The sequence below is a fragment of the Microbacterium terrisoli genome (genome assembly GCF_030866805.1).
Lineage (GTDB): Bacteria > Actinomycetota > Actinomycetes > Actinomycetales > Microbacteriaceae > Microbacterium > Microbacterium terrisoli.
The window spans coordinates 546,231-568,180 of sequence record NZ_CP133019.1 but is presented as its reverse complement, the minus strand read 5'-3'; the positions used below and the strand labels follow the sequence as shown (position 1 = coordinate 568,180).

General features: G+C 69.3%; 11 protein-coding genes. 2 read left to right on the top strand and 9 right to left on the bottom strand.

The window, feature by feature from the left end; translation table 11 throughout:
- Window positions 1–21: 21 nt before the first annotated feature.
- The 5 genes from QU603_RS02410 to QU603_RS02390 all read right to left on the bottom strand — a co-directional run bounded on the left by QU603_RS02410 (window position 22) and on the right by QU603_RS02390 (window position 9,897).
- The gene (locus tag QU603_RS02410) at window positions 22–6,210 is read right to left on the bottom strand and encodes an Ig-like domain-containing protein (RefSeq protein ID WP_308492908.1); all 6,189 of its coding nucleotides are present in this window, start codon (window positions 6,208–6,210) and stop codon (window positions 22–24) included.
- Between the two features lies 1 nt (window position 6,211).
- Entirely contained in the window at window positions 6,212–7,348 is a 1,137-nt protein-coding gene (locus tag QU603_RS02405) for a serine/threonine-protein kinase (protein WP_308492907.1), read from the bottom strand.
- A 230-nt stretch (window positions 7,349–7,578) separates the two neighbouring features.
- On the bottom strand, window positions 7,579–8,223 hold the full coding sequence (locus QU603_RS02400) for a spermidine/putrescine ABC transporter substrate-binding protein (protein WP_308492906.1): 645 nt from the start codon (window positions 8,221–8,223) through the stop codon (window positions 7,579–7,581).
- 60 nt (window positions 8,224–8,283) lie between these two features.
- Window positions 8,284–8,784, bottom strand: coding sequence for a DUF6121 family protein (locus QU603_RS02395; RefSeq protein ID WP_308492905.1), 501 nt, complete (start codon window positions 8,782–8,784; stop codon window positions 8,284–8,286).
- Between the two features lie 3 nt (window positions 8,785–8,787).
- A complete protein-coding gene (locus QU603_RS02390) occupies window positions 8,788–9,897 on the bottom strand; it encodes an ABC transporter (RefSeq protein WP_308492904.1) in 1,110 nt (369 codons plus the stop codon).
- 223 nt (window positions 9,898–10,120) lie between these two features.
- Between QU603_RS02390 and QU603_RS02385 the strand changes: the two genes are divergently transcribed.
- Entirely contained in the window at window positions 10,121–10,693 is a 573-nt protein-coding gene (locus QU603_RS02385) for a hypothetical protein (RefSeq protein ID WP_308492903.1), read from the top strand.
- A 47-nt stretch (window positions 10,694–10,740) separates the two neighbouring features.
- On the opposite strand, the gene QU603_RS02380 is transcribed toward QU603_RS02385, so the two are convergent.
- Entirely contained in the window at window positions 10,741–12,099 is a 1,359-nt protein-coding gene (locus tag QU603_RS02380; protein WP_308492902.1) for an amidohydrolase, read from the bottom strand.
- A gap of 112 nt (window positions 12,100–12,211) precedes the next feature.
- Here QU603_RS02380 and QU603_RS02375 point away from each other — a divergent pair, with 112 nt between their 5' ends.
- Window positions 12,212–13,687, top strand: coding sequence for a glutamate-cysteine ligase family protein (locus QU603_RS02375; protein ID WP_308492901.1), 1,476 nt, complete (start codon window positions 12,212–12,214; stop codon window positions 13,685–13,687).
- Between the two features lie 33 nt (window positions 13,688–13,720).
- Here QU603_RS02375 and QU603_RS02370 read toward each other — a convergent pair whose 3' ends face one another.
- The 3 genes from QU603_RS02370 to rpoB all read right to left on the bottom strand — a co-directional run bounded on the left by QU603_RS02370 (window position 13,721) and on the right by rpoB (window position 21,933).
- Entirely contained in the window at window positions 13,721–14,332 is a 612-nt protein-coding gene (locus QU603_RS02370) for a hypothetical protein (protein WP_308492900.1), read from the bottom strand.
- A 150-nt stretch (window positions 14,333–14,482) separates the two neighbouring features.
- Window positions 14,483–18,358: a DNA-directed RNA polymerase subunit beta' gene (locus QU603_RS02365; protein WP_308492899.1), complete on the bottom strand. Its 3,876-nt coding sequence runs from the start codon at window positions 18,356–18,358 to the stop codon at window positions 14,483–14,485.
- A gap of 80 nt (window positions 18,359–18,438) precedes the next feature.
- Window positions 18,439–21,933, bottom strand: coding sequence for a DNA-directed RNA polymerase subunit beta (gene rpoB, locus QU603_RS02360; RefSeq protein WP_308493920.1), 3,495 nt, complete (start codon window positions 21,931–21,933; stop codon window positions 18,439–18,441).
- Window positions 21,934–21,950: the final 17 nt, after the last annotated feature.

Below are 21,950 nucleotides of genomic sequence, written 5' to 3'. Positions count from 1 at the left end.
GCAGGGCGGATGCCGCGACGGTCAACCGGTCGATGACGGCGGCTGGTAGGTCACCACGCTCGAATAATCCGAGTCGCCTGCGCCGTTGGTCGCCCGGACGCGATATGACCAGGCGACCGAGAGGTCCAGCGACTCGTCGGTGAAGGAGGTGCCGGTGACGGTGCCCACGTCGGAGAAGTCGCCATTGGCGCTCGCGCGCTGGACGACGTACTTCTTCGCACGCGCGACGCCCGTCCAGCTCACGGTGAGCGTGGTGCCCGTCGTCTTGTTCACCTGCACGTCGGTGGGCGCAGGCAGGGGCGGCAGCGGATCGCATGATCCGCCGAATGTCGCGGTGGCATCGTTGAGGCCGTACCTGCCGCCGAACGAGACCTTCACCGTGATCCCGGTGACCGACACCGCGAAATCCGGCACGGTCGTGGGGTCGGCGGTAGAGATCGTGCGGCCCTTCTGGTCCTGGTACTTCGCGCCAGAGTAGTCGAACGTGATGTCGGCCAGGTTTCCTGTCGATGACCCCGAGGCGGCGAGCTTCTCACCGCCGCGGCAGACGCTGAGCTGCCACTGCGCCTGCATCTGGTACGGCGCACTCCCTGCCGCCGGCGTCACGGTGCTGTGCGCGCCGTTGATCAGGCCGTAGTCGTACCAGACCTCGATGCCGGGATCCCGGTCGAACACGTCCGACGGATAGCCGCTGAAGTCGACCGTCGCCCACCGCGGGGGCCTGACATCGCTGGTCGGCTGCCTGTCGATGCGCCATTCGGCACGCTGACCGTTGAGATCAGGCGTGCGGTTGACGACGAACGTGTAGCCCTGCGGGCCGCGGTCGTTGGGGCGGGCCGTGACCTGCGCGGTCGTCTCGGAGCGCCCGTACGACTGGCCGTCGACCCACGATTCGGCGCACAGCCGGTAGGTGTAGGTCTGACCGATGTTGACGTCGAACGTCGCCGAGGCGTCACTGCTGGCCGCCGCGCAGCGCGCACCGTCCTGGACGATGCCGTAACGCAGCGTGGATCCCGCGCCGTTGGGGCCGGCCGACCCGTTCGCGGTGATGGTCGCCGTGCTGTCGTCGTTGGCCTTCGACGTCAGCGTCAGATCGAGGTTCTTCGGGGCTCCGATGCCGTTGGCCAGGATGGTCTTGCCCTGGCCGCTCGTGGACCCGTCGAAGCCCGGCGGCAGCGTGAACCGCGACATCGGAGTGACCGTGAGCGGCGTCGGATCGTTGCTGCCGATGCGGTAGCTGGGAATCGTGACCGAACTGCGCCGGACCCGCACGTCGATCGTGTCGCCGGTGTCGCTGGTCACGCGCAGCTGCGCGGTCTTGGAGATGTCGATGCCCTCCACGCGGATCGAGACGTAGCCGCCGTCGCCGCTGGTGACGATCGGGCTTGCCGTGACCGACTCCGGGGTCGGCGGTCCGTCGTAGGCCCAGGCAGTCGTCGAGGCCGATCCCGACGACTCGCCGACGGCGTTGAACGCCTTCGCCTCGTAGGTGCGCGCCTCGCCGTTGGGGGCCTTCATCGTGGGGCAGGATCCGTTCGCGTCGCAGGTGGCCACCACCGAGCCGTTGTAGCGGATGCGGAAGCCCTTCAGCGCCGGGTAGGCCAGGCGGGCATCACCCGGGTCGACCCGCAGCGTGACCGATCCGTCGCCGTAGTCGGACTGGACGAGTGCGACGGGGGCCTTGGGGTAGCCCTGCAGATCGACCATCACGCGACCGTCGCGGTCGCCGGCGGTGACCCGCCCCTGGGCGTCGCGCACCGAGAACGACGCGGTGCAGGTCTGGCCGGGGGCATCCTTGTCCCACGACGCGCGCACACGCGCCCTGTCGGCCACCGCGAACGTCACGCCCGTGCACGCCGGGGTCCGCTGCACGCCCGCGAGGGTCATCGGGGTCTTCGGCAGCGGGTTGGACTCACCGGCCGCGCCGATCACCTCGATCGTGCACGAGGACCCGTCGGCCTGCGAGCAGGTCTGGGCGACGGTACCGGCCTTCGGCAGTGCGCTGGGGGCCGGACCGACCCGCAGGATGAGGCGGGCCGGGGCGACACCGGGATGAGAGGTGACTCCGATCACGGCGACCTCCTCGGATCCGGGGACCGCGGCATCCTGCGCCGTCACGGTGACCTCGGCCCCGCTGCGGTGCACCGTGAAATCGCGGCCCGCGTACTGCTCGGAGTACGCGATCTTGCTCCAGTCCGGTCGGCCCTGCCACGTGGTCAGCGTCTTCAGGTCGTACGTGGTCGTATCGCCCGGGCTGACTGTGATCGAGGCCGGCGCGAGCACCGGGACCGGCGCGAGCGCGGTGACCGCGATCGGCACCGACAGAGTCGTCCATTCGTGCTGACCGGCCAGGCGCACCGTCACGACGCACGCATCGGTCCAGGGTGCGCCTTCGCCTGCCGTGTAGGTGATCTTGGTGCCCGTCCCCCGCGTGCAGGCGGCCTGCTTGCGAGCGTTCGTGGCGCTGACCTGGTCGCCGACCTCGAGCACCGCGTTGCTGGGCAGCGAGACCAGGTTCGTCATGTCGAAGGTGACCGACTTCTTCTCCTCCACCTGCTGGGGCGGAAGGTCGGGCTTCAAGGCCAGTGTCAGGTCGTCGTGGCCCGGGACCCGGACGAACCCGTACGAGGTGACCTTCCCGCCGGCCGTGGAGGTGCCGGTCAGGGCGAACGGAATGATGCGCGTGTGCGCCGGCAGCGGCCCGCGCACGCGTGCACCGTCCGCGCTGATGCCGGGGTGGTCCCCCCACAGGCTCAGCTTCAGGTCGGAGATGTCGCCGCCGCTCCAGGTGACGTGACCGGAGACGACGTCGATCCCGTCGGGGAAGTGCTCACGCGTCTGCGCGGTGAGCACTGTGTCGGTGATCACCGGATAGTCGGGCACCGCCTCGCGGACGACCTTGACCACGATGAGGCCGCGCGCCGTGTTGCCGGTGCTGCTGGCCACGTCGTACAGGAATGACATCGTGCCCGGGTCGGCGCCGGCGCGGATCTTTACCTCGCCGTCCTTCACGTCCGAGATGAGACCCTTCAGCCGCGCGTATTCGGGATTGGCCGTGCCGTCGGCGAGCTTGTCGACGGCGTCGGGGCGCACGTCCGCAAGCGACAGCGTGCCCCCGGTCGGGTCGACGTCGTTTGCCAGGGGGCGCACCTGCGCCGCGTTGTCGACACCCGCCTGCAGCTGCACGTAGTCGGTGAAGGTGACCGGGCTCGGATTGGCCTGCTCGTCGAGCACGCCGACCCGCGCGGTGCCGGTGCCCACGGCGCCGAACGCGTCGACGACGCGGTAGCGGAACGAGACCTGCCCGTGGAAGCCGGGAACACTCGTGTAGGTGATCGACTCGCCGTCGGCCGAGATGGTCGCCGAGCCGCTCGAGGGCTGGGTGAGCACCCGGTCCAGCGAGACGTCGTCGCCGTCGGGGTCGACGCCGAACGAGTGGAACGGGATCGTCGTGGTCTGCCCGGTCAGCACGCGCCCGGCCAGCGTCCGCGGGCGCGGCGGGCGGTTCGCCTCGTCCGAGATCACCTTGATGCGCACCACGGCGGTGTCCACGAGCGACGGCGCGCCCGCGGTGTAGACCGAGTACTCGACCCGGTAGTCGCCGGGCTTGCCCGGCGCGAGGTAGCGCAGCATCCTGCCCGACGCGAACGCGAGAGCGTTCTTGCTCGACGAGCGGACGGTGGCCGGGTCCAGCGTGATGGCCCCGCCCGACGTGGCCACGTCGTTGTCGAGCACCGGGATGTCCAGCTGCGCGCCCACCCGCGCGACGACGGCGTCGTCGACCGCGATGGGGGCGAGGTCGGCGCTGGCCGGCAGCAGATACACCGTGGCTTCGCCGGTGATGCGGGCTCCGGCGTCGTTCGTGCCGTCCGAGACGACGTAGCGCACGGTGCCCAGGCGTCCGGGCTGTCCGTCGGCGGTGCTGCCCGAGACGCGCAGGTAGTTCTGCCCGACGACGTCCACCGACAACGTGGCACCCGAGGCCGCCTGGGGCTGCACGTCGCTGAGCAGCAGCACACGCCGGGTGGGGTTGCTGACGGCCGTGAACACGTCCAGGGTCACATCCCGCTGCGGATGCACGAACGCGACCACCGGCGAGGTCGCCAGCTGCGCCGGGGCATCCTTCGGAAGGATCGTGATGCGCGCGGTCGCCGAGGCATCGCTCTTGCCGTCGGTGACCGTGTACGCCACGCGGTACACGCCGGGTGCCTGCGCGATGAAATCGAAGGCCGTGCCACCCGAGGTGGCCACCGCGTCGGCGCCGGCCTCGTCGAGCACACGCACGGTCCTCAGCGACAGGTGGCCCTGGGTGCCCGAGACGTGGGGCGCGACATCCACCGTCAGGCCCGACCCGAGGGCGGCGATCTCGGTGAACGATTCGGCGGTCAGCTTCGGCGACGGGGTGATGCGCACGGTCAGCGCCTTGGTCGCCGTCGCGCCGCGGACGTCGCCCACCGTCACCTGCAGCTGCACGATCTGCGGCTCGGACACCGACGCGTCGGAGTGCTGGTAGACGACGTCGCCGTTGGGGGTGGATGCCACGGACCCGACGCCGGTGGTGTCCACAGCCGACAGCAGCATGAGCGGGTCGCCGTCCGGGTCGACCCAGCCGTCGAGCACCGGAATCGTCAGGGTGCCGCCGGGGGCGACCTGGGGTGACGGCCAGCGAGCGAGGCAGCCGGACACTCCGCACCATTTCGGAGCGCTGTTGTCGGCGGTCGGGTTCACGGTGAGGGTGACCGTCGCCGCTTTGGAGTACAGGCCGTCGGCCGCGGTGCCGTCGGTGACGCGGTAGCGGAACGTCGCGGTGCCGTGCGCGTCGGCGGTCACGTGCACGGCCAGGCGCTGTCCGTTGTCGGTGACCGACAGGCTGCCGAACGCGTCGTCCAGACCGGAGAGGCTGGACGGGTCGATGCTCAGCACGTCCTCGTTGGGATCGTGGTCGTTCAGCAGCACGGGCAGGCTCACCAGGCTCCCGGCGCGCACGCCGAACGCGTCGTTCTCGGCCACCGGCGGCTTGGGGTCGATCACGACCTGGGCCTGCTCGTCGCTCTGCGCGGTCTGCGGCGAGGCGTTCTCATCCAGCGACCAGTCCTGGCTCGAGGGCAGCAGCGCACCGGTGTGCGCATTCCACACCCAGCCGCTGCGGGTCTCGTTCAGGATCAGGCTCGACCCGCTGCCGGTGAACACCGGCCGGCGCTCGTCGCTGAGCGTCGAGGTGTCCCGGCCCTTCGTGCCCGCCCCGTAGTCGAGCGTCTGCTCGGCGCTGTCGCTGCGCCACAGCGTGCCGCTGCGGGTGCCGAGCCACGCGGCGTACACGACGCCGCCGTCCACGACCGGGCTCGCCGGGGTTCCGAGGTCTCGCGCCGATCCGCCGACGGTGCGCGCCGGTGCCGAGCCGTCGGCCGGCAGGCGCACCAGACCGCTGTCGTCGGCCACCCATGCCGCGGCTCCGCTCGAGCGCGCCAGACCGTAGGCGACGTCTCCGACCAGCGGCACGGTGCGCACCGGAGCGCCCTTGGTCCAGATGCGGCCGCTCTCGGAGTCGACGAGGAACCACCTGCTGCCCACCGCCGTGATGCCGATCGTGCCGTCGACGGGCGGGTCGGACACCCGGTCCCGGCTGAGCACCGAGCCGTCCGAGATGCGGTAGCGCACGACGGTTCCGGCATCCTTCGAATACGCGTAGACGACTCCGGCGTCATCGACCGTGATCGCCAGCGCCGTGAACTGCGGCGCGTCGGGCTTGGCGCCGTCGGGGTTGATCTGCACCGGCTGCGAGCCCAACGCACCGGCGAACACCGTGCCCGCATCGGTGCGATATGCGACATGGTCGCCGTTCACACTCACCTCGACGGTGCCCGGCGGCGTGGAGGGCGCCTCGCGCAGGGCCGTGTCGTCGAGGTCCGCGGGCATGGCCTCGTCGATGCGGGTGAGCTTGCCGTAGCTCTCGGCGAACAGATAGGCGCCGTCGGCGGTCTCGGCCACGGCGGACGGGTTGGCCACGCTGCGCACGGTGTCCAGCTCGCCGACGGCCGTGTTCACGCGCGCGTAGCGACGTCCCTCGCCGGTCTGCAGCGCCCACGCGGAGGTCTGCTCGGGCGGTGTCTGACGCGCATCCAGTCCCGGCCACACGATGCTGACCGCGACGATGGATGCCACGACCGCCGTGACAGCGAGGATCGTGACGATCAGAGACCGGCGTTCCACGTCAGACCCAGCCTCCGGACAGGACGGCGGCGACCACCAGGGCCGCGGCGACCACGGCGACGGCGGCCACCACGACCCACGGCCAGATCCGGCGTGCGGGCGCAGCGGAGGCCTGTGTGATGCCGGTGTCTTCTTCACGCGCGCGCGAAGTCAACGACGCGTGCTCGCTCTCGCGCCGTCGTGATTGATGGGCGACCGAGGTGACCTGGGCGCCGCGGGACGAGGCATCCGAGAAATCCACCGACTGGTCGCCGGGCACCCATTCCTCGACGGCCACTTCCAGCGGTGTCGGAGAGAACCCCATCGCATGCTGGGCGTCGCGCAGCGCCTGCGCGAACGCGAGTGCGTTCGGATAGCGGTCGGCGGGGTTGCGCGCCATCGCGGTGGACAGCACCTGTTCGACGCCGGAGGGCACATCCACGCGACTCATCCGCGGATACGCCGCGCGCTGGATGCGGCGCCGCAGCTGCTCGCGCGTGTTCTGCCCCGGCTCATGCCGTTCGAACGGACTGTGCCCGGCCAGCAGCGAATACACCGTCGCACCCAGGCTCCACACCTCGCTGGCGATCGTGCCCGAGCTCTGCTCGCTGATCACCTCCGGGGCGCTCCACGGCACGCTCATCGCGAGCACTTCTTCGCCGGAGTGGGGAGCCAGCGACGACGAGATGCCGAAATCGGCCAGCACCGGCGAGCCGAACGTCGTGATGAGGATGTTGCTGGGCTTGATGTCGCGATGCACCAGCCCTGCCCGGTGCGCGGACTCGAGCGCGCTGGCCATCTTCACGCCGATCGTGAGGGCCTCGTCCACCGGGATGCGCTCGCGCCGGTAGCGCTGGGCGAGCGAGCCGGGGCAGTACTCCATGACGATGTAGGGGCGCCCGTCGGCCGACAGCCCGGCCTGGTACACCGTGACGATCGACGGGTGGGCCGACAGGTGCGCGAGCACGTCGGCCTCGGCGTTGAACATGCGCAGCACCTCGGCGTCGTGCACGCCGGTAGGCAGGACCTTCACGGCGACCTGGCGGCGGGGCATGTCCTGCGCATAGAGGAAGACATCGGCGAACCCGCCGGATCCGAGCGGGCGGACATACGTCAGTCCCGCCAGCACGGGAGGGTCGGCGGGCAGGCGTTTGGGCATCGTCACCCCCTGGTCCGCATGCGCACGCCGTCACCACACCGTCACCGCGGTGCGCGCGTCCGTCGGCCTGGCTCCGCCATGCTAGCAAACCGCTCTGAAATTCCCGGCCACCTGTCGAAATCATGTGATCTTGACACCGGCACATGAGTTTTGCGTCAAATAGATGTGTGGTCGTCGAAGTCATATGATTTCGACGCGCAGCGAGGATGCCGCGGCTGCGGCATCCGCCATCACTCGGACGAGTCGAAAGGTGAGTCCAGCGAGCGGGTCAGGTCCTCCAGCAGCGCCGCGATCTGCGGCTCGACATGCTCGGCGACCGCGGTCTGGATGCGCAGGCGATGGTGCAGCAGCACCGCGCACACCTCGCGGCCCACCATGTTCGCGTACTCGTCGGCCAGTCCCACCTCCTGACGCAGGGCGGCTTTGGCCTCATCGCTCAGGGGCGGCAGCGCCGGCACTTCGGCGTCGGCGGCATCGGCCATGCCCGACAGGGTGAACAGGAACGGGGCGCCCGGCAGCGGGTCGGGATCCAGTGGCAGGCCCTCGTACTCGGGCTCGAGCCCCTCGCCGGGGCGATAGCTGCGCGCACGGTTGCGCTCGGCCTGCTGATCGAGCTCGTCTTGCAGCATGGGGAGGTTGCGCGCCGTGTAATCGGCGACCGCATGGTCCACGATCGTCTTGATCCGGGTGGACAGTCCGTGCTGCACGGCGTGCGGAACGTCCGCTCCCAATCCCGCCGCCGAGAGCACGGGCGAGCCGAGACAGCGCCGGCAGACGGCGACACGCCCCCGGTGCGTTGCCGGCTCCCACCGTGGGAGCCACCGCAGCCAGGCGTCGACTGCCTGGCTGACCTGGGTTTCCAGCGACCGCTCCACGCACACCACCGTACTGTGCACGAGCGCGCGCGAGGCTTCGAATGCCCGCAGAATCGCCGGTCAGATGCCGTCCCTGTCTTCCCACGGCCAGCGTGGACGACCCCCGCGCGTGCGCACGAGCGCGATCCCGCCCCATCCCGACACCAGCGCCGACGCCGCGACGATCACCGCGAAGCCCTGCGTGACGAGTCGGCCCGAGACTCCCAGCGCCAGCACCGGGTCGCCGGTGCTGACCGCGCCGACCACGGCGATCCCCACGACGTAGGCGAGAAAACTGGCCGCCGCCGTCCAGACCGCACCCCAGAACGACGGGTGTTCGCGGCGCACCGATGTCCACAGCACGCCGGCGAACACCGCAGCCGCGATCAGCACCCCGATGACACCGGGAAGGATGCCGAACTCCGGCGCGGCGATCGGGTCCTCGTTGCGGTACAGGCTCAGGATGCCGATGCCGCCGATGACGAGCGCGACGAACAGGATCGTCGCGAAAACGAGCGCCACGACCGGGCGCACCCGGCCACCGCCGGCGTCACCGCCCGGTCTGCCCGCTGCGCCCGTCATCGATCAGCGCGCCAGCTGCGGACCCGCCTCGATCGTCCGCTCGTACTCACGCTGGGCCTCGATGTTCAGCTCGGTCATCCGCTTGCCGCGGGCGGACACCCACGCGCTGAACCAGATGGTCAGCTCGCGTCCGATCACCAATGCGGCGATCGCCAGCGGCGCGAACAGCTGATCGGCGGCGACCTTGGCACCCTCGTCCACGGTGAGATTCCAGAACGGTGCCTCGAACAGCTGGCCCACGATGTGCCCGCCGTAGGCGGCGAGCCCGACGAGCAGGCCGAGGATCACCCAGACGCCCCAGCGGCCGCGGTTGATGATGGCACCCAGCAGCCAGAAGGCGAGGAAGAACACGACCGTGGGAACCCACAGACCCCAGCTGCCGAGCTGGTTGACGAGCCACGTGCCGGCGTCGGCGCCGGTGACCGCGCCGTCGACCAGGTGGATCACCAGATCGGATGCCAGGTACAGCGCGGCGAAGCACACGGCGGCGATCAGTCCGATGCCCCCGGCCGCAGCGCGGTTGCCGCGAGGTCGTGGCTCTTCGGGTGCTTGGACGAAGATCGGCTGCCCCTGCCCCTGTCCCGGCGCGGCGAAGGCGGTGGATGCCGATGCCCCTGAGGCCGCCGCCACGGCGGCGGCTTCACTGTGGCGGTCGGGCACGGGCTCGGCTGCAACGGTCGGCGTCGAATCTGCGGCGGCCGCGTCCGCCGCATAGGCGTCGTTGAGCCCCGGGGTCGCGAATGTCGGCTCTTCGTCGGTGTCTGCAGCGGCTGTCTCTGCGCCTGCAGCGGCTGTCTCTGCGGCGACCGGTGTCGTGGCCTCGGTCGCGGGAACGGGTTCGACCGCCCCGCTGCCCGAGGCGGCGTACACCGTTTCGGTGGCCGGGCCGGCTTCAACGGCATCGGCAGACGTGCCATCGGCAGACGCGCCATCGGCAGACGTGCCATCGGCAGACGTGCCATCCGCGGACGTGCCGTCGGCCGCCGCGTCATCGGCCGCACCGCTGCGGGCGGCTTCGGCTTCTGCAAGGCCCTCGTGCGCCTGGCTCACCACGTCGCCGGCGGGCGCGGGCTCTTCGACGGGTTCGCCGACTGGACCCTGGGGATCACTCATTGCAGCACTCCTCACGTCACGCGGGGACGGTTCCCCCACGAGCGAGGCTACCTCCGCGCCCTGTGCCGCGGGCGCCGCCATGCCGCGTTTGCCGCACGCCGTCGGATCGTCACCGGATCGCCGCCGGATCGTCACCGGATCGTCACCGGATCGCCGCCCGATCGCCGCCGGATCGCCGACCGGGCGGCCATCACCCGTGAACCGCCGCACATAGAGTGTCTGCATGCGCAGGTTGGCGATCGTCGGTGCGGCCGCGGCATCCCTTCTTCTCGGGATCATGCCGCTGACGGCATGCGCCCCCGACCCGGTCCCGCAGCACACGCAGGCACGCACCGCATCACCGTCCACGACTACGGCGGAGCCCACGCCGACGGTCCAGCCTGTCGCGCTGCCCACCGACTGCCGCGCGATGCTCTCACCCGACGTGCTGCTGCAGCTGGCGGATGTGCCATTGAACGACCCCGCGTTCGGCAGCGGCGTCGGTGTGCAGCCCGACGGGTCGCTCACGTGCGTCTGGGCCGATCCCCGCTCCGACACGACCAGCCTGTGGACCCAGGTGGTGCGCACGGACGCGACCGCCGCCCAGACGATCCTGGACGGGCTGCGCACGAACGGCTACGGCTGCTATGCATCCCAGGACGGCACCCGCTGCGAGCGCACGTGGCAGAACAAGACGTACCCGGTCACCGACGGGCGCACCTGGTTCTGGCGCGATGACATCATCATCGATACGCACTATTCGAACCTCGCCCCCGACGGCTACACCGCCAGCATCGTGACGCACCTGTTCGGCTGATCCGGTCGCGGCCGCATACGGCGCGCGACCGCACACGGCGCGCGGCCTCAGACGGCGGCGAGGGCTGCCAGCGCAGTGTGCACGAAAGTGCGCACCCCGACCGGGATCGCGCGCTCATCCGCGCGGAACTGCGCAGAATGCAGGTCCACGCGCGGCTCGAGCCCGTCCCACACACCCAGTCGCGCGAGCGCACCGGGCGCGAGGTCCAGAAGCACCGCGAAATCCTCTCCCCCGGTGGACTGCTCGGTGCCGACCGCGGCATCCGCCCCGATCGCCGCGTCGATCCCCCGCCGCAGCAGCTCGACAGCGGCCGCATCGTTGACCACGGGCGGCACTCCGCGCACGTAGGTCAGCCGATACTGCGCACCGCTGGGGGCCAGCAGCTGACCGACCAGCTCGGTGACGATCGGCTCGGCCAGGTCCCATGCCGCACGCTCCATCACCCGCAGCGTCCCCCGCAGCACTCCGCGCTGCGGGATCACGTTGGCCGCCTCACCGGCCTGCACAGCGCCCCACACCAGCAGCGTGCCCGACCGCGGGTCGAGCCGCCGGGCCACGAGCATCGGCAGACGCGCTGCCACCGACGACAGCGCGCCGACGACATCCACCGTCAGGTGCGGGCGCGACGTGTGACCGCCGGGTCCCTGCACCTCGAGCTCGATCATGTCGCACGCCGAGGTGATCGGGCCCGCTCGCAGGCCGACCTCGCCCACCGGCACCCGCGGATCGCAGTGCAGCGCGAACACACGGTCCACCCCGCGCATCGCGCCGCTGGCGACGAGGTCGTGCGCACCGCCGGGCATGACCTCTTCGGCGGGCTGGAACAGCAATCGCACCGTGCCGGCAAGGTGCGGCGCCGCCCGCAGCGCGAGGGCCGCGCCCAGCAGCACCGCGGTGTGCACGTCATGCCCGCACGCGTGCGCGACGGCCTCGACGGTCGAGGCGAACGGCAGGCCGCTGGCCTCGGTGACCGGCAGCGCGTCGATGTCGGCCCGCAGCCCGATGGTCGGGCCGGCCGAATCCCCCACGATGTCGGCGACCACTCCGGTCCCCCCGGGCAGCACCTGTGACGCGACGCCCGCAGCGGTGAGCACGTCGTGGATCAGGGCGGTCGTGGCGACCTCGTGCCGCGACAGCTCCGGGTGGGAGTGGATGCGGCGACGCAGCGCCACGATCTCCGGCAGGCGCTGGTCGAGCACACCGTCGAGCCAGACGGGTCCCCGGCCTGCGCCGGGATCGACCACGCTCGCCGGCGCGTCCGCGAGGGCTGCGGCATCCCGATCAGACGGTCTGTTCGCTGCGGAAATGGTGATGCGCTCCTTTGCCGAGAAGGCCGCTCCGAGGCCTACGCCGAAGACGCTGCCGGCGGGCGCGCCCGCGTCCAGCGTAGACGGGTGCTGCCGCACTCTGTCGCCCGACGGGATCGTGTGCTTGACTCGGTGCCACCGACGCGCCACACCGCCGTGGGCCGTGCGACCCGCACACCGGTGATGCCAGTACCGAAGCAAGGGAGTCGCCGTGGGTGATGACATCTCCTCCCCGGTCTTCACGCGCGAGCAGCGCAAGCTCTACCGCGCGAAGGTGCAACGCTGCCTGGACGTGTTCGAGCTGATGCTGCGCGAGGACGCGTTCGAGTACGAACGGCCGCTGACGGGCCTGGAGATCGAGCTGAATCTGGTGCGCCGCGACGGGCAGCCGGCGATGGCGAACGCCGCGGTGCTCGACGCGATCGCCGATCCGGCGTTTCAGACCGAACTGGGCCGCTACAACATCGAATTGAACGTGCCGCCGCGTCCCCTGCCCGGCGACTCGGCGCTGGACCTCGAAGACGTGCTGCGCGCTTCGATGAACCAGGCCGAGAAGCGCGCCCGCGAGGCCGACGCCGGAATCGTCATGATCGGCATCCTGCCCACCCTTCGGCCCGAGCACCTCGAAGGCGAATGGATGAGCGCGAATCCGCGCTATGCGGCCCTCGACGACGCCGTCTTCGCCGCCCGCCGCGAGGACCTCGAACTGGACATCGTGGGCACCGAGTCGCTGCGGATGTACTCACCGACGATCGCACCGGAGTCCGCGTGCACGTCGGTGCAGCTGCACCTGCAGGTCACCCCGGCCGAGTTCGCCGCGCACTGGAACGCCGCACAGGTCATCGCCGGCCCGCAGCTCGCGCTGGGCGCGAACTCGCCCTTCCTGTTCGGCAAGCGGCTGTGGGCCGAGACCCGCACCGAGCTGTTCCTGCAGGCCACCGACACCCGCTCGCCCGAGCTGCGCAATCAGGGGGTGCGCCCGCCGGTGTTCTTCGGCGAGCGGTGGGTGACGAGCATCTTCGACCTGTTCGAAGAGAACGTGCGCTACTTTCCCGCGCTGCTGCCCGAGACCAGCGATGAGGACCCCGAGGCGGAGCTGGCGGCCGGTCGTGCGCCGCTGCTGCGCGAGCTGCGGCTGCACAACGGCACCGTGTACCGCTGGAACCGGCCCGTCTACGACGTCGTGGACGGACGGCCTCACCTGCGGGTCGAGAACCGCGTGCTGCCGGCGGGGCCGACGGTGGTGGATGTCTTGGCCAACGCGGCCTTCTACTACGGCGTGGTGCGGATGCTGGCCGCCGAGGACCGTCCGATCTGGACCAAGATGAGCTTCGATGCCGCGCACTCGAACTTCACCGAGGGCGCGCGCCGTGGAGTGGACGCCGTGTTCTACTGGCCCGGGATCGGGGCGGTCCCGTGGGATGAGCTGCTGCTGCGGCGCCTGCTGCCGCTGGCCGACGAAGGCCTGTCGAAGTGGAACGTGTCGCGGGCGGTGCGCGACCGGTACCTCACGATCATCGAGGAACGCGCGAAGCACCGGGTCAACGGTGCGTCGTGGCAGGTCGCCGCCGTTCAGTCGTTCGAGGACCGTGGCCTGAACCGCGCAGCGGCGTTGGGCGAGATGCTGCGGCTGTACACGGAAGGCATGCACTCCAACGCTCCGGTGCACACCTGGCCCGTGCCCTGAGCCGGGCGGCGACCGCCGGCACGGCCGGGGCGGTCAGGGCCACAGGCGCTGCACGAGCTGGGCGGAGTAACGCTCGGGATGCCATGACCGCTCGATCGTCGACAGCCACATCCCCCCGCGCACGATGTCGATCTCGGTGGTCTCGCCTGCGGTCTTGGTGCACCGCACTCCGTCGCCGGACGCGGCGCAGTCGAAGCCCTGGCTCCCGAAGCCCGGCTGAGCCAGCAGCGTGGCCTCGGCATCCACCCGCGCCAGCGTCGAGGACACCGTGCCTCCACCGGGCTCGCGCCACCGACAGGTCATGAGCACGTCGGCCTGCAGCGCATCGCGCACGCTGACCGCCGAGGTGTCCGGCGCGTCCTGTGTCTGGGTCAGGACGATGTGCGGCTGCCAGGTCAGCTGAGACCACAGCCCGTCGGGGTACAGCGACCGGCAGTCATCGGTCAGCGCCGTGCCGATGCTCTCGATCGGACGAGGGGTGGATGCCGCCGCCTCGCGCGACTGCGACCCCTCGCGCAGCAGATCCCCGGCCAGCTGCACGGCCCCGGGCACGCCGGGCTGGGCGAGCCACACGAGCCCTGCCACCACGCCGACGCACAGCACACCCACCGGCCAGGCGATCCAGCCCGAGCGTCCCCCGATCATCCCCGTTCACCCCCTTCGATACACGGTACGTCGCGCGGCGCGAAAGCAGCGGAGCAACCCCGGGGGTCGCAGACGACGAAGGCCCCCGGCACGAAGCCGAGGGCCTGGGACCGACCGGATGCCTCGGGTCGAGGCATCCGGTCAGGTCTGTCAGTTGTACTGGCCGGGCGTGAAGTCGTCCGTCGAGAAGCTGTCGAAGTCGACGTAGCTCAGGTCGGCGTCGCTGTACGCGCCGTCCGAGGCGAAGATGCGGTTGGGGTACCGCTCGCTCTTGGCCTCTTCGGTCGCTTCCACCGTGACGTTCCGGTACCGGGTCAGACCCGTGCCGGCGGGGATCAGCTTTCCGATGATCACGTTCTCCTTCAGGCCCACGAGCGGGTCGCTCTTGCCCTCCATCGCAGCCTGCGTCAGCACACGCGTCGTCTCCTGGAACGACGCGGCCGACAGCCACGACTCGGTCGCAAGCGACGCCTTCGTGATACCCATCAGCTCGGGACGGCCCGACGCGGGGCGCTTGCCCTCGGCGACCGACGAGCGGTTGATGTCGATGAAGCGGCGCGAGTCCACCAGCTCGCCAGGCAGCAGCGTGGTCTCGCCGTGGTCGACGACGGTGACCTTGCGCAGCATCTGGCGAACGATGACCTCGATGTGCTTGTCGTGGATCGGCACACCCTGCGACCGGTAGACACCCTGCACGCCGCCCACGAGGTACTTCTGCACCTCGCGCGCACCCTGCACGCGCATGATCTCCTTGGGGTCCAGCGTGCCGACCTGCAGCGGCTGGCCCACCGCGACGTGCTGGCCGTCCTCGACCAGCAGGGTCGCGCGCTTGAGCACCGGGTAGACGTGCGGCTCGTCACCGTTGTCGGGCGTGAGGATGACCTTGCGGGTCTTCTCCGTCTCGTCGATGGTGATGCGCCCGTCGCTCTCGGCGATCGGCGATGCGCCCTTCGGGGTGCGCGCCTCGAACAGCTCCTGCACGCGGGGAAGACCCTGCGTGATGTCGTCTGCCGAAGCCGAACCACCGGTGTGGAACGTACGCATCGTCAGCTGCGTGCCGGGCTCACCGATCGACTGGGCCGCGATGATGCCCACGGCCTCGCCGATGTCGACGATCTTGCCGGTGGCAAGCGAGCGGCCGTAGCACTTCGCGCAGACGCCGACGGCAGAGTCACAGGTGAGCACCGAGCGCACCTTGATGTCCTGCACACCGGCATCCACCAGCTTGTTGATCAGCACGTCCCCGACGTCATCGCCGGCCGCGGCCAGCACGTCGCCGTTCTCGGCCACCACGTCGGTGGCCAGGGTCCGTGCGAACACCGAGTTCTCGACGTTGGGGTTGCGCACGAGCACACCGTCCGAGCCGACGCTCGCGATGGGGTACTCCAGGCCCTTGGTGGTGCCGCAGTCCTCTTCACGGATGATGACGTCCTGCGAGACATCGACCAGACGACGGGTCAGGTAACCCGAGTCGGCCGTGCGCAGAGCGGTGTCGGCCAGACCCTTGCGGGCACCGTGCGTGGCGATGAAGTACTCCGCCACGCTCAGCCCCTCGCGGTACGAGGAGATGATCGGGCGCGGGATGATCTCGCCCTTCGGGTTGTTCACCAGGCCGCGCATACCGGCGATGTTGCGGATCTGCAGCCAGTTGCCTCGCGCACCCGACGACACCATGCGGTTGATCGTGTTCTCGGGCGGGAAGTTGTCGCGCATGGCCTTCTGCACCTCGTCGGTGGCTTCGGTCCAGATGCGCACCAGCTCCTGGCGACGCTCGGCGTCGGTGGTCAGACCCTTTTCGTACTGGCCCTGCACCTTGGCGGCCTGCTTCTCGTAGCGCGCGACGATCTCACCCTTGTTGGGCGGAGTGAGGATGTCGCTGAGCGCCACCGTGACACCCGAACGCGTGGCCCAGTAGAAGCCGGCGTCCTTGATCGAGTCCAGCGCACGTGCGACCTCGACCTTCGGGTACTCCTCGGCCAGCTTGTTCACGATCTGACCGAGCTTGCCCTTGTCGGCCTGCTCGCGCACGAACGGGTAGCCCTTGGGCAGCGTGTCGTTGAAGATCGCCTGACCCAGCGACGCGTCCACCAGACCGTGCCGCTCGTAGCCCTCGGGCGCTTCGCCCTCGAGGAACGTCAGACCCGGGATGCGGATGCGCGCCTTGGCCTGCAGGTCCAGCGTGCCCTCGTCGCGGGCGAGGATGGCCTCGCCGACCGACCCGAACACACGGCCCTCTCCGGCAGCGCCCGCCTTGAGCGTCGTCAGGAAGTGCAGACCGATGATCATGTCCTGCGAGGGCAGGGTCACCGGGCGGCCGTCCGACGGCTTCAGGATGTTGTTCGAGGCCAGCATGAGGATGCGGGCCTCGGCCTGCGCCTCGACCGACAGCGGCAGGTGCACGGCCATCTGGTCACCGTCGAAGTCGGCGTTGAACGCCGTGCACACGAGCGGGTGCAGCTGGATGGCCTTGCCCTCCACGAGTTGCGGTTCGAACGCCTGGATGCCCAGACGGTGCAGCGTGGGCGCACGGTTCAGCAGCACGGGGCGCTCGCGGATGATCTCCTCGAGCACGTCCCACACCTCGGGGCGCGTGCGCTCGACGGCGCGCTTGGCGGCCTTGATGTTCTGCGAGTGACCGAGGTCGATCAGGCGCTTGATCACGAACGGCTTGAACAGTTCGAGCGCCATCTGTTTGGGCAGACCGCACTGGTGCAGCTTCAGCGTCGGACCGACGATGATCACCGAACGACCCGAGTAGTCCACGCGCTTGCCGAGCAGGTTCTGACGGAACCGGCCCTGCTTGCCCTTGAGCATGTCGGACAGCGACTTCAGCGCACGGTTGCCGGTTCCGGTCACGGGCCGGCCACGGCGGCCGTTGTCGAACAGCGCGTCGACGGCCTCCTGCAGCATGCGCTTCTCGTTGTTGACGATGATCTCGGGCGCACCGAGGTCGATCAGGCGACGCAGACGGTTGTTGCGGTTGATCACGCGACGGTACAGGTCGTTCAGGTCGCTGGTGGCGAACCGGCCGCCGTCCAGCTGCACCATCGGGCGCAGCTCGGGCGGGATCACCGGAACGACGTCCAGCACCATGGCCGCGGGGCTCATGCCCGTCGACAGGAACGAGTTGACGACCTTCAGGCGCTTGATCGCGCGGATCTTGCGCTGACCCTTGCCCTCGGCGATCTGCAGGTGCAGGTTCTCCGCCTCGGCGGCCAGGTCGAACGCCTGCAGGCGGCGCTGGATCGACTCCGCGCCCATGTAGGCCTCGAAGTACTGACCGAAGCGGTCCTGCAGCTCGTGGAAGACGTCATCCTCGGGCTTGAGGGCGCCTACCTCGAGCGTGCGGAAGTCCTCCCACACGCGCTCGAGCTTGGCGATCTGCTCGTCCGCGTTCTTGCGGACCGATGCCATCTCCTTCTCGGCGGCGTCCTTCGTCTTCTTCTTCTGGTCGGCCTTGGCCCCCTCGGCCTCGAGGGCCGCGAGGTCCTCTTCCAGCTTCTGCAGACGCTCGGCCACACGGGCGTCCCGGCGGTCGGCGATGGTCTTCATCTCCAGGCGGAGATTGTTCTCGTGCGTGGCCAGGTCGCGGTGGCGACCCTCCTCGTCGACCGAGATGACCATGTAGGCGGCGAAGTAGATGACCTTCTCAAGGTCCTTCGGCGCCATGTCCAGCAGGTAGCCCAGGCGCGACGGGACGCCCTTGAAGTACCAGATGTGGGTGACCGGGGCGGCCAGCTCGATGTGGCCCATCCGCTCGCGACGGACGGAGGACTTGGTGACCTCCACGCCGCAGCGCTCGCAGACGATGCCCTTGAAGCGGACGCGCTTGTACTTGCCGCACGCGCACTCCCAGTCGCGGCTGGGCCCGAAGATCTGCTCACCGAACAGACCGTCCTTCTCGGGCTTCAGGGTGCGGTAGTTGATGGTCTCGGGCTTCTTGACCTCGCCATAGGACCAACGACGGATGTCGTCGGCAGTGGCCAGGCCGATGCGAAGCTCATCGAAAGTTGTTGCGTCGAGCACTGAATTCTCCTGTGTGCCTTGTAAATCTGGTGACTGAGCGATGCGGCGCGGCCGCAGAGTCGAAATCGCCTGGACCGGGTTCAGATCTCGTCGATCGATGAGGACTCGAACCGGCTCGAGATGTTGATGCCGAGCTCTTCCGCTGCGCGGAAGGCCTCGTCATCCGTGTCACGGAGATTGACCGCTGTGCCGTCCGCGCCGAGCACCTCGACGTTCAGGCAGAGCGACTGCATCTCTTTCATGAGCACCTTGAACGACTCGGGGATGCCGGGCTCGGAGATGTTCTCGCCCTTCACGATCGCCTCGTACACCTTCACGCGGCCGAGGATGTCGTCGGACTTGATCGTCAGCAGCTCCTGCAGCGCGTATGCGGCGCCGTAGGCCTCGAGGGCCCACACCTCCATCTCACCGAAGCGCTGGCCGCCGAACTGCGCCTTGCCACCCAGCGGCTGCTGCGTGATCATCGAGTACGGACCGGTCGAGCGTGCGTGGATCTTGTCATCCACGAGGTGGTGCAGCTTCAGGATGTACATGTAGCCGACCGAGATCGGTGCCGGGAACGGCTCGCCGGAGCGGCCGTCGTACAGCGTGGTCTTGCCGGTGGCGTCGATCAGTCGGTCGCCGTCGCGGGTGACCAGCGTCGAGTCCAGCAGACCGGCGATCTCCTGTTCGTGCGCACCGTCGAACACCGGGGTGGCCACCTTCGTGCCGGCGGGCGCCTGACGGGCGACCTCGGGCAGCTCCATGGCCCACTCGGGGTTGCCCTCGATCTTCCAGCCCGTCTGGGCGATCCACCCGAGGTGGATCTCGAGCACCTGGCCGAAGTTCATGCGACCGGGAACACCCAGCGGGTTCAGGATGATGTCCACCGGCGTGCCGTCGGCGAGGAACGGCATGTCCTCGACCGGCAGGATGCGCGAGATGACACCCTTGTTGCCGTGACGGCCCGAGAGCTTGTCACCGGCGGTGATCTTGCGCTTCTGGGCGATGTAGACCACGACGCGGCGGTTCACGCCGCTGCCGAGCTCGTCGTCGCCGTCCTCGGCGTTGAACTCCTTGACCGCGATGACCGTGCCCTCTTCACCGTGCGGCACCTTCAGCGACGTGTCGCGCACCTCGCGGCTCTTCTCGTTGAAGATCGCGCGCAGCAGGCGCTCCTCGGCCGACAGCTCGGTCTCACCCTTCGGAGTGACCTTGCCGACCAGGATGTCGCCGGGGCGCACCTCGGCGCCGATGCGGACGATTCCGCGGTCGTCGAGGTCCTTGAGCAGGTCCGGGCTGACGTTGGGCAGGTCGCGGGTGATCTCCTCCTTGCCGAGCTTCGTGTCGCGGGCGTCGACCTCGTACTCCTCGATGTGGATCGAGGTGAGGGTGTCGTCCTTCACGATGTTCTGGCTGAGGATGATCGCGTCCTCGTAGTTGTAGCCCTCCCACGGCATGAACGCCACGAGCAGGTTCTTGCCCAGGGCCAGCTCGCCGTTCTCGGTGGCGGGGCCGTCGGCGATGACTTCGCCGACCTCGATGCGCTCGCCGGCCGAGACCACGACGCGCTGGTTGTAGCAGGTGCCCTGGTTGGAACGGTCGAACTTGCGCAGGTAGTACTCGTCGATGCCGCCTTCGTCCAGCTGCACGGCGACCTTGTCGGCCGAGACCTCGGAGACGACACCGGCGCCGCGCGCGGTGATCACGTCACCGGCATCGATCGCGGTGTAGCCCTCCATACCGGTGCCGACCACGGGCGACTCGCTGCGCAGCAGCGGCACCGCCTGACGCTGCATGTTGGCGCCCATGAGCGCGCGGTTCGCATCGTCGTGCTCGAGGAACGGAATGAGCGAGGTGGCCACCGACACCATCTGGCGGGGCGAGACATCCATGTACCCGATGTCACCGGCGTGGAACAGGTCGACCTCGCCGCCCTGGCCGCGACGTGCCAGCACGCGCTCCTCGGCGAACGAGCCGTCCTTGGTCAGCGGGGCGCCGGCCTGGGCGACGATGTAGTCGTTCTCTTCGCTGGCGGTCAGGTAGTCGATCTGCTCGGTGACCTTGCCCTCGACCACGCGGCGGTACGGCGTCTCGATGAAGCCGAACGCGTTGATGCGCGCGAACGACGCGAGCGAACCGATCAGGCCGATGTTCGGGCCTTCCGGCGTCTCGATCGGGCACATGCGACCGTAGTGAGAGGGGTGCACGTCACGGACCTCGACGCCGGCGCGCTCACGCGACAGGCCGCCGGGGCCCAGCGCCGAGAGACGGCGCTTGTGGGTCAGACCCGCCAGCGGGTTGTTCTGGTCCATGAACTGCGACAGCTGCGAAGTGCCGAAGAACTCCTTGATCGCCGCGACCACGGGGCGCACGTTGATCAGGGTCTGCGGCGTGATCGCCTCGATGTCCTGCGTGGTCATGCGCTCGCGCACGACCCGCTCCATGCGCGACAGTCCCGTGCGCACCTGGTTCTGGATCAGTTCGCCCACCGCGCGGATGCGACGGTTGCCGAAGTTGTCGATGTCGTCGATGTCGAGGCGGATCTCGACATCCTTGCCGTTGCGGCGACCCTCGAAGGTCACGTCACCGCGGTGCAGGCGGACGAGGTACTTGATCGTGGCGACGATGTCCTCGACCGTGAGCACCGAATCGCTCAGCGGCTTCTCGAGACCCAGCTTCTGGTTGATCTTGAACCGGCCGACCTTGGCGAGGTCGTAGCGCTTCGGGTTGAAGTAGAAGTTGTCCAGCAGCGCGCGGGCGGCCTCAGCGGCCACCTGCTCGCCCGGGCGCAGCTTGCGGTAGATGTCGCGCAGCGCGTCTTCCTTGGTGAGGATCGTGTCCTTGCTGAGCGTGTCCTCGATCGACTCGAAGCCGGCGAACTCGTTCAGGATGTCTTCGCTGGTCAGACCCAGCGCCTTCAGGAACACCGTCACCGACTGCTTGCGCTTGCGGTCGATGCGCACACCCACCTGGTCGCGCTTGTCGACCTCGAACTCGAGCCACGCACCGCGGCTCGGGATGATGCGCGAGGAGACGATGTCCTTGTCACTGGTCTTGTCGGGCGTCTTGTCGAAGTACACGCCGGGCGAGCGCACGAGCTGCGAGACGACGACGCGCTCGGTGCCGTTGATGATGAACGTGCCCTTGCCCGTCTGCAGCGGGAAGTCGCCCATGAAGACCGTCTGGGTCTTGATCTCACCGGTCTGGTGGTTCATGAACTCGGCCTCGACGTACAGCGGGGCGGCGTAGGTCTTGCCGCGCTCCTTGCACTCTTCGATCGAGTACTTCTCGGGCTCGAGATACGGGTTGGTGAAGCTCAGCTGCATCGTCTCGCTGAGGTCTTCGATCGGGGAGATCTCCTCGAAGATCTCCTCGAGGCCGCTGAGCTCGGGCACGCCGCTGCGACCGGTCGCCTTGGCATCGGCGACGCGCGCCTTCCACGCGTCATTGCCGATGAGCCAGTCGAACGACTCGGTCTGCAGTGCGAGCAGATCCGGGACGGTCAGCGTGTCGGAGATCTTGGCGAACGAGAGGCGGGATGCTCCGCGTCCGTTCTTCGGGGTGGTGGTGGATGCGTTGGGCGCAGCAGCCAAGGGGATAACCTCCATGA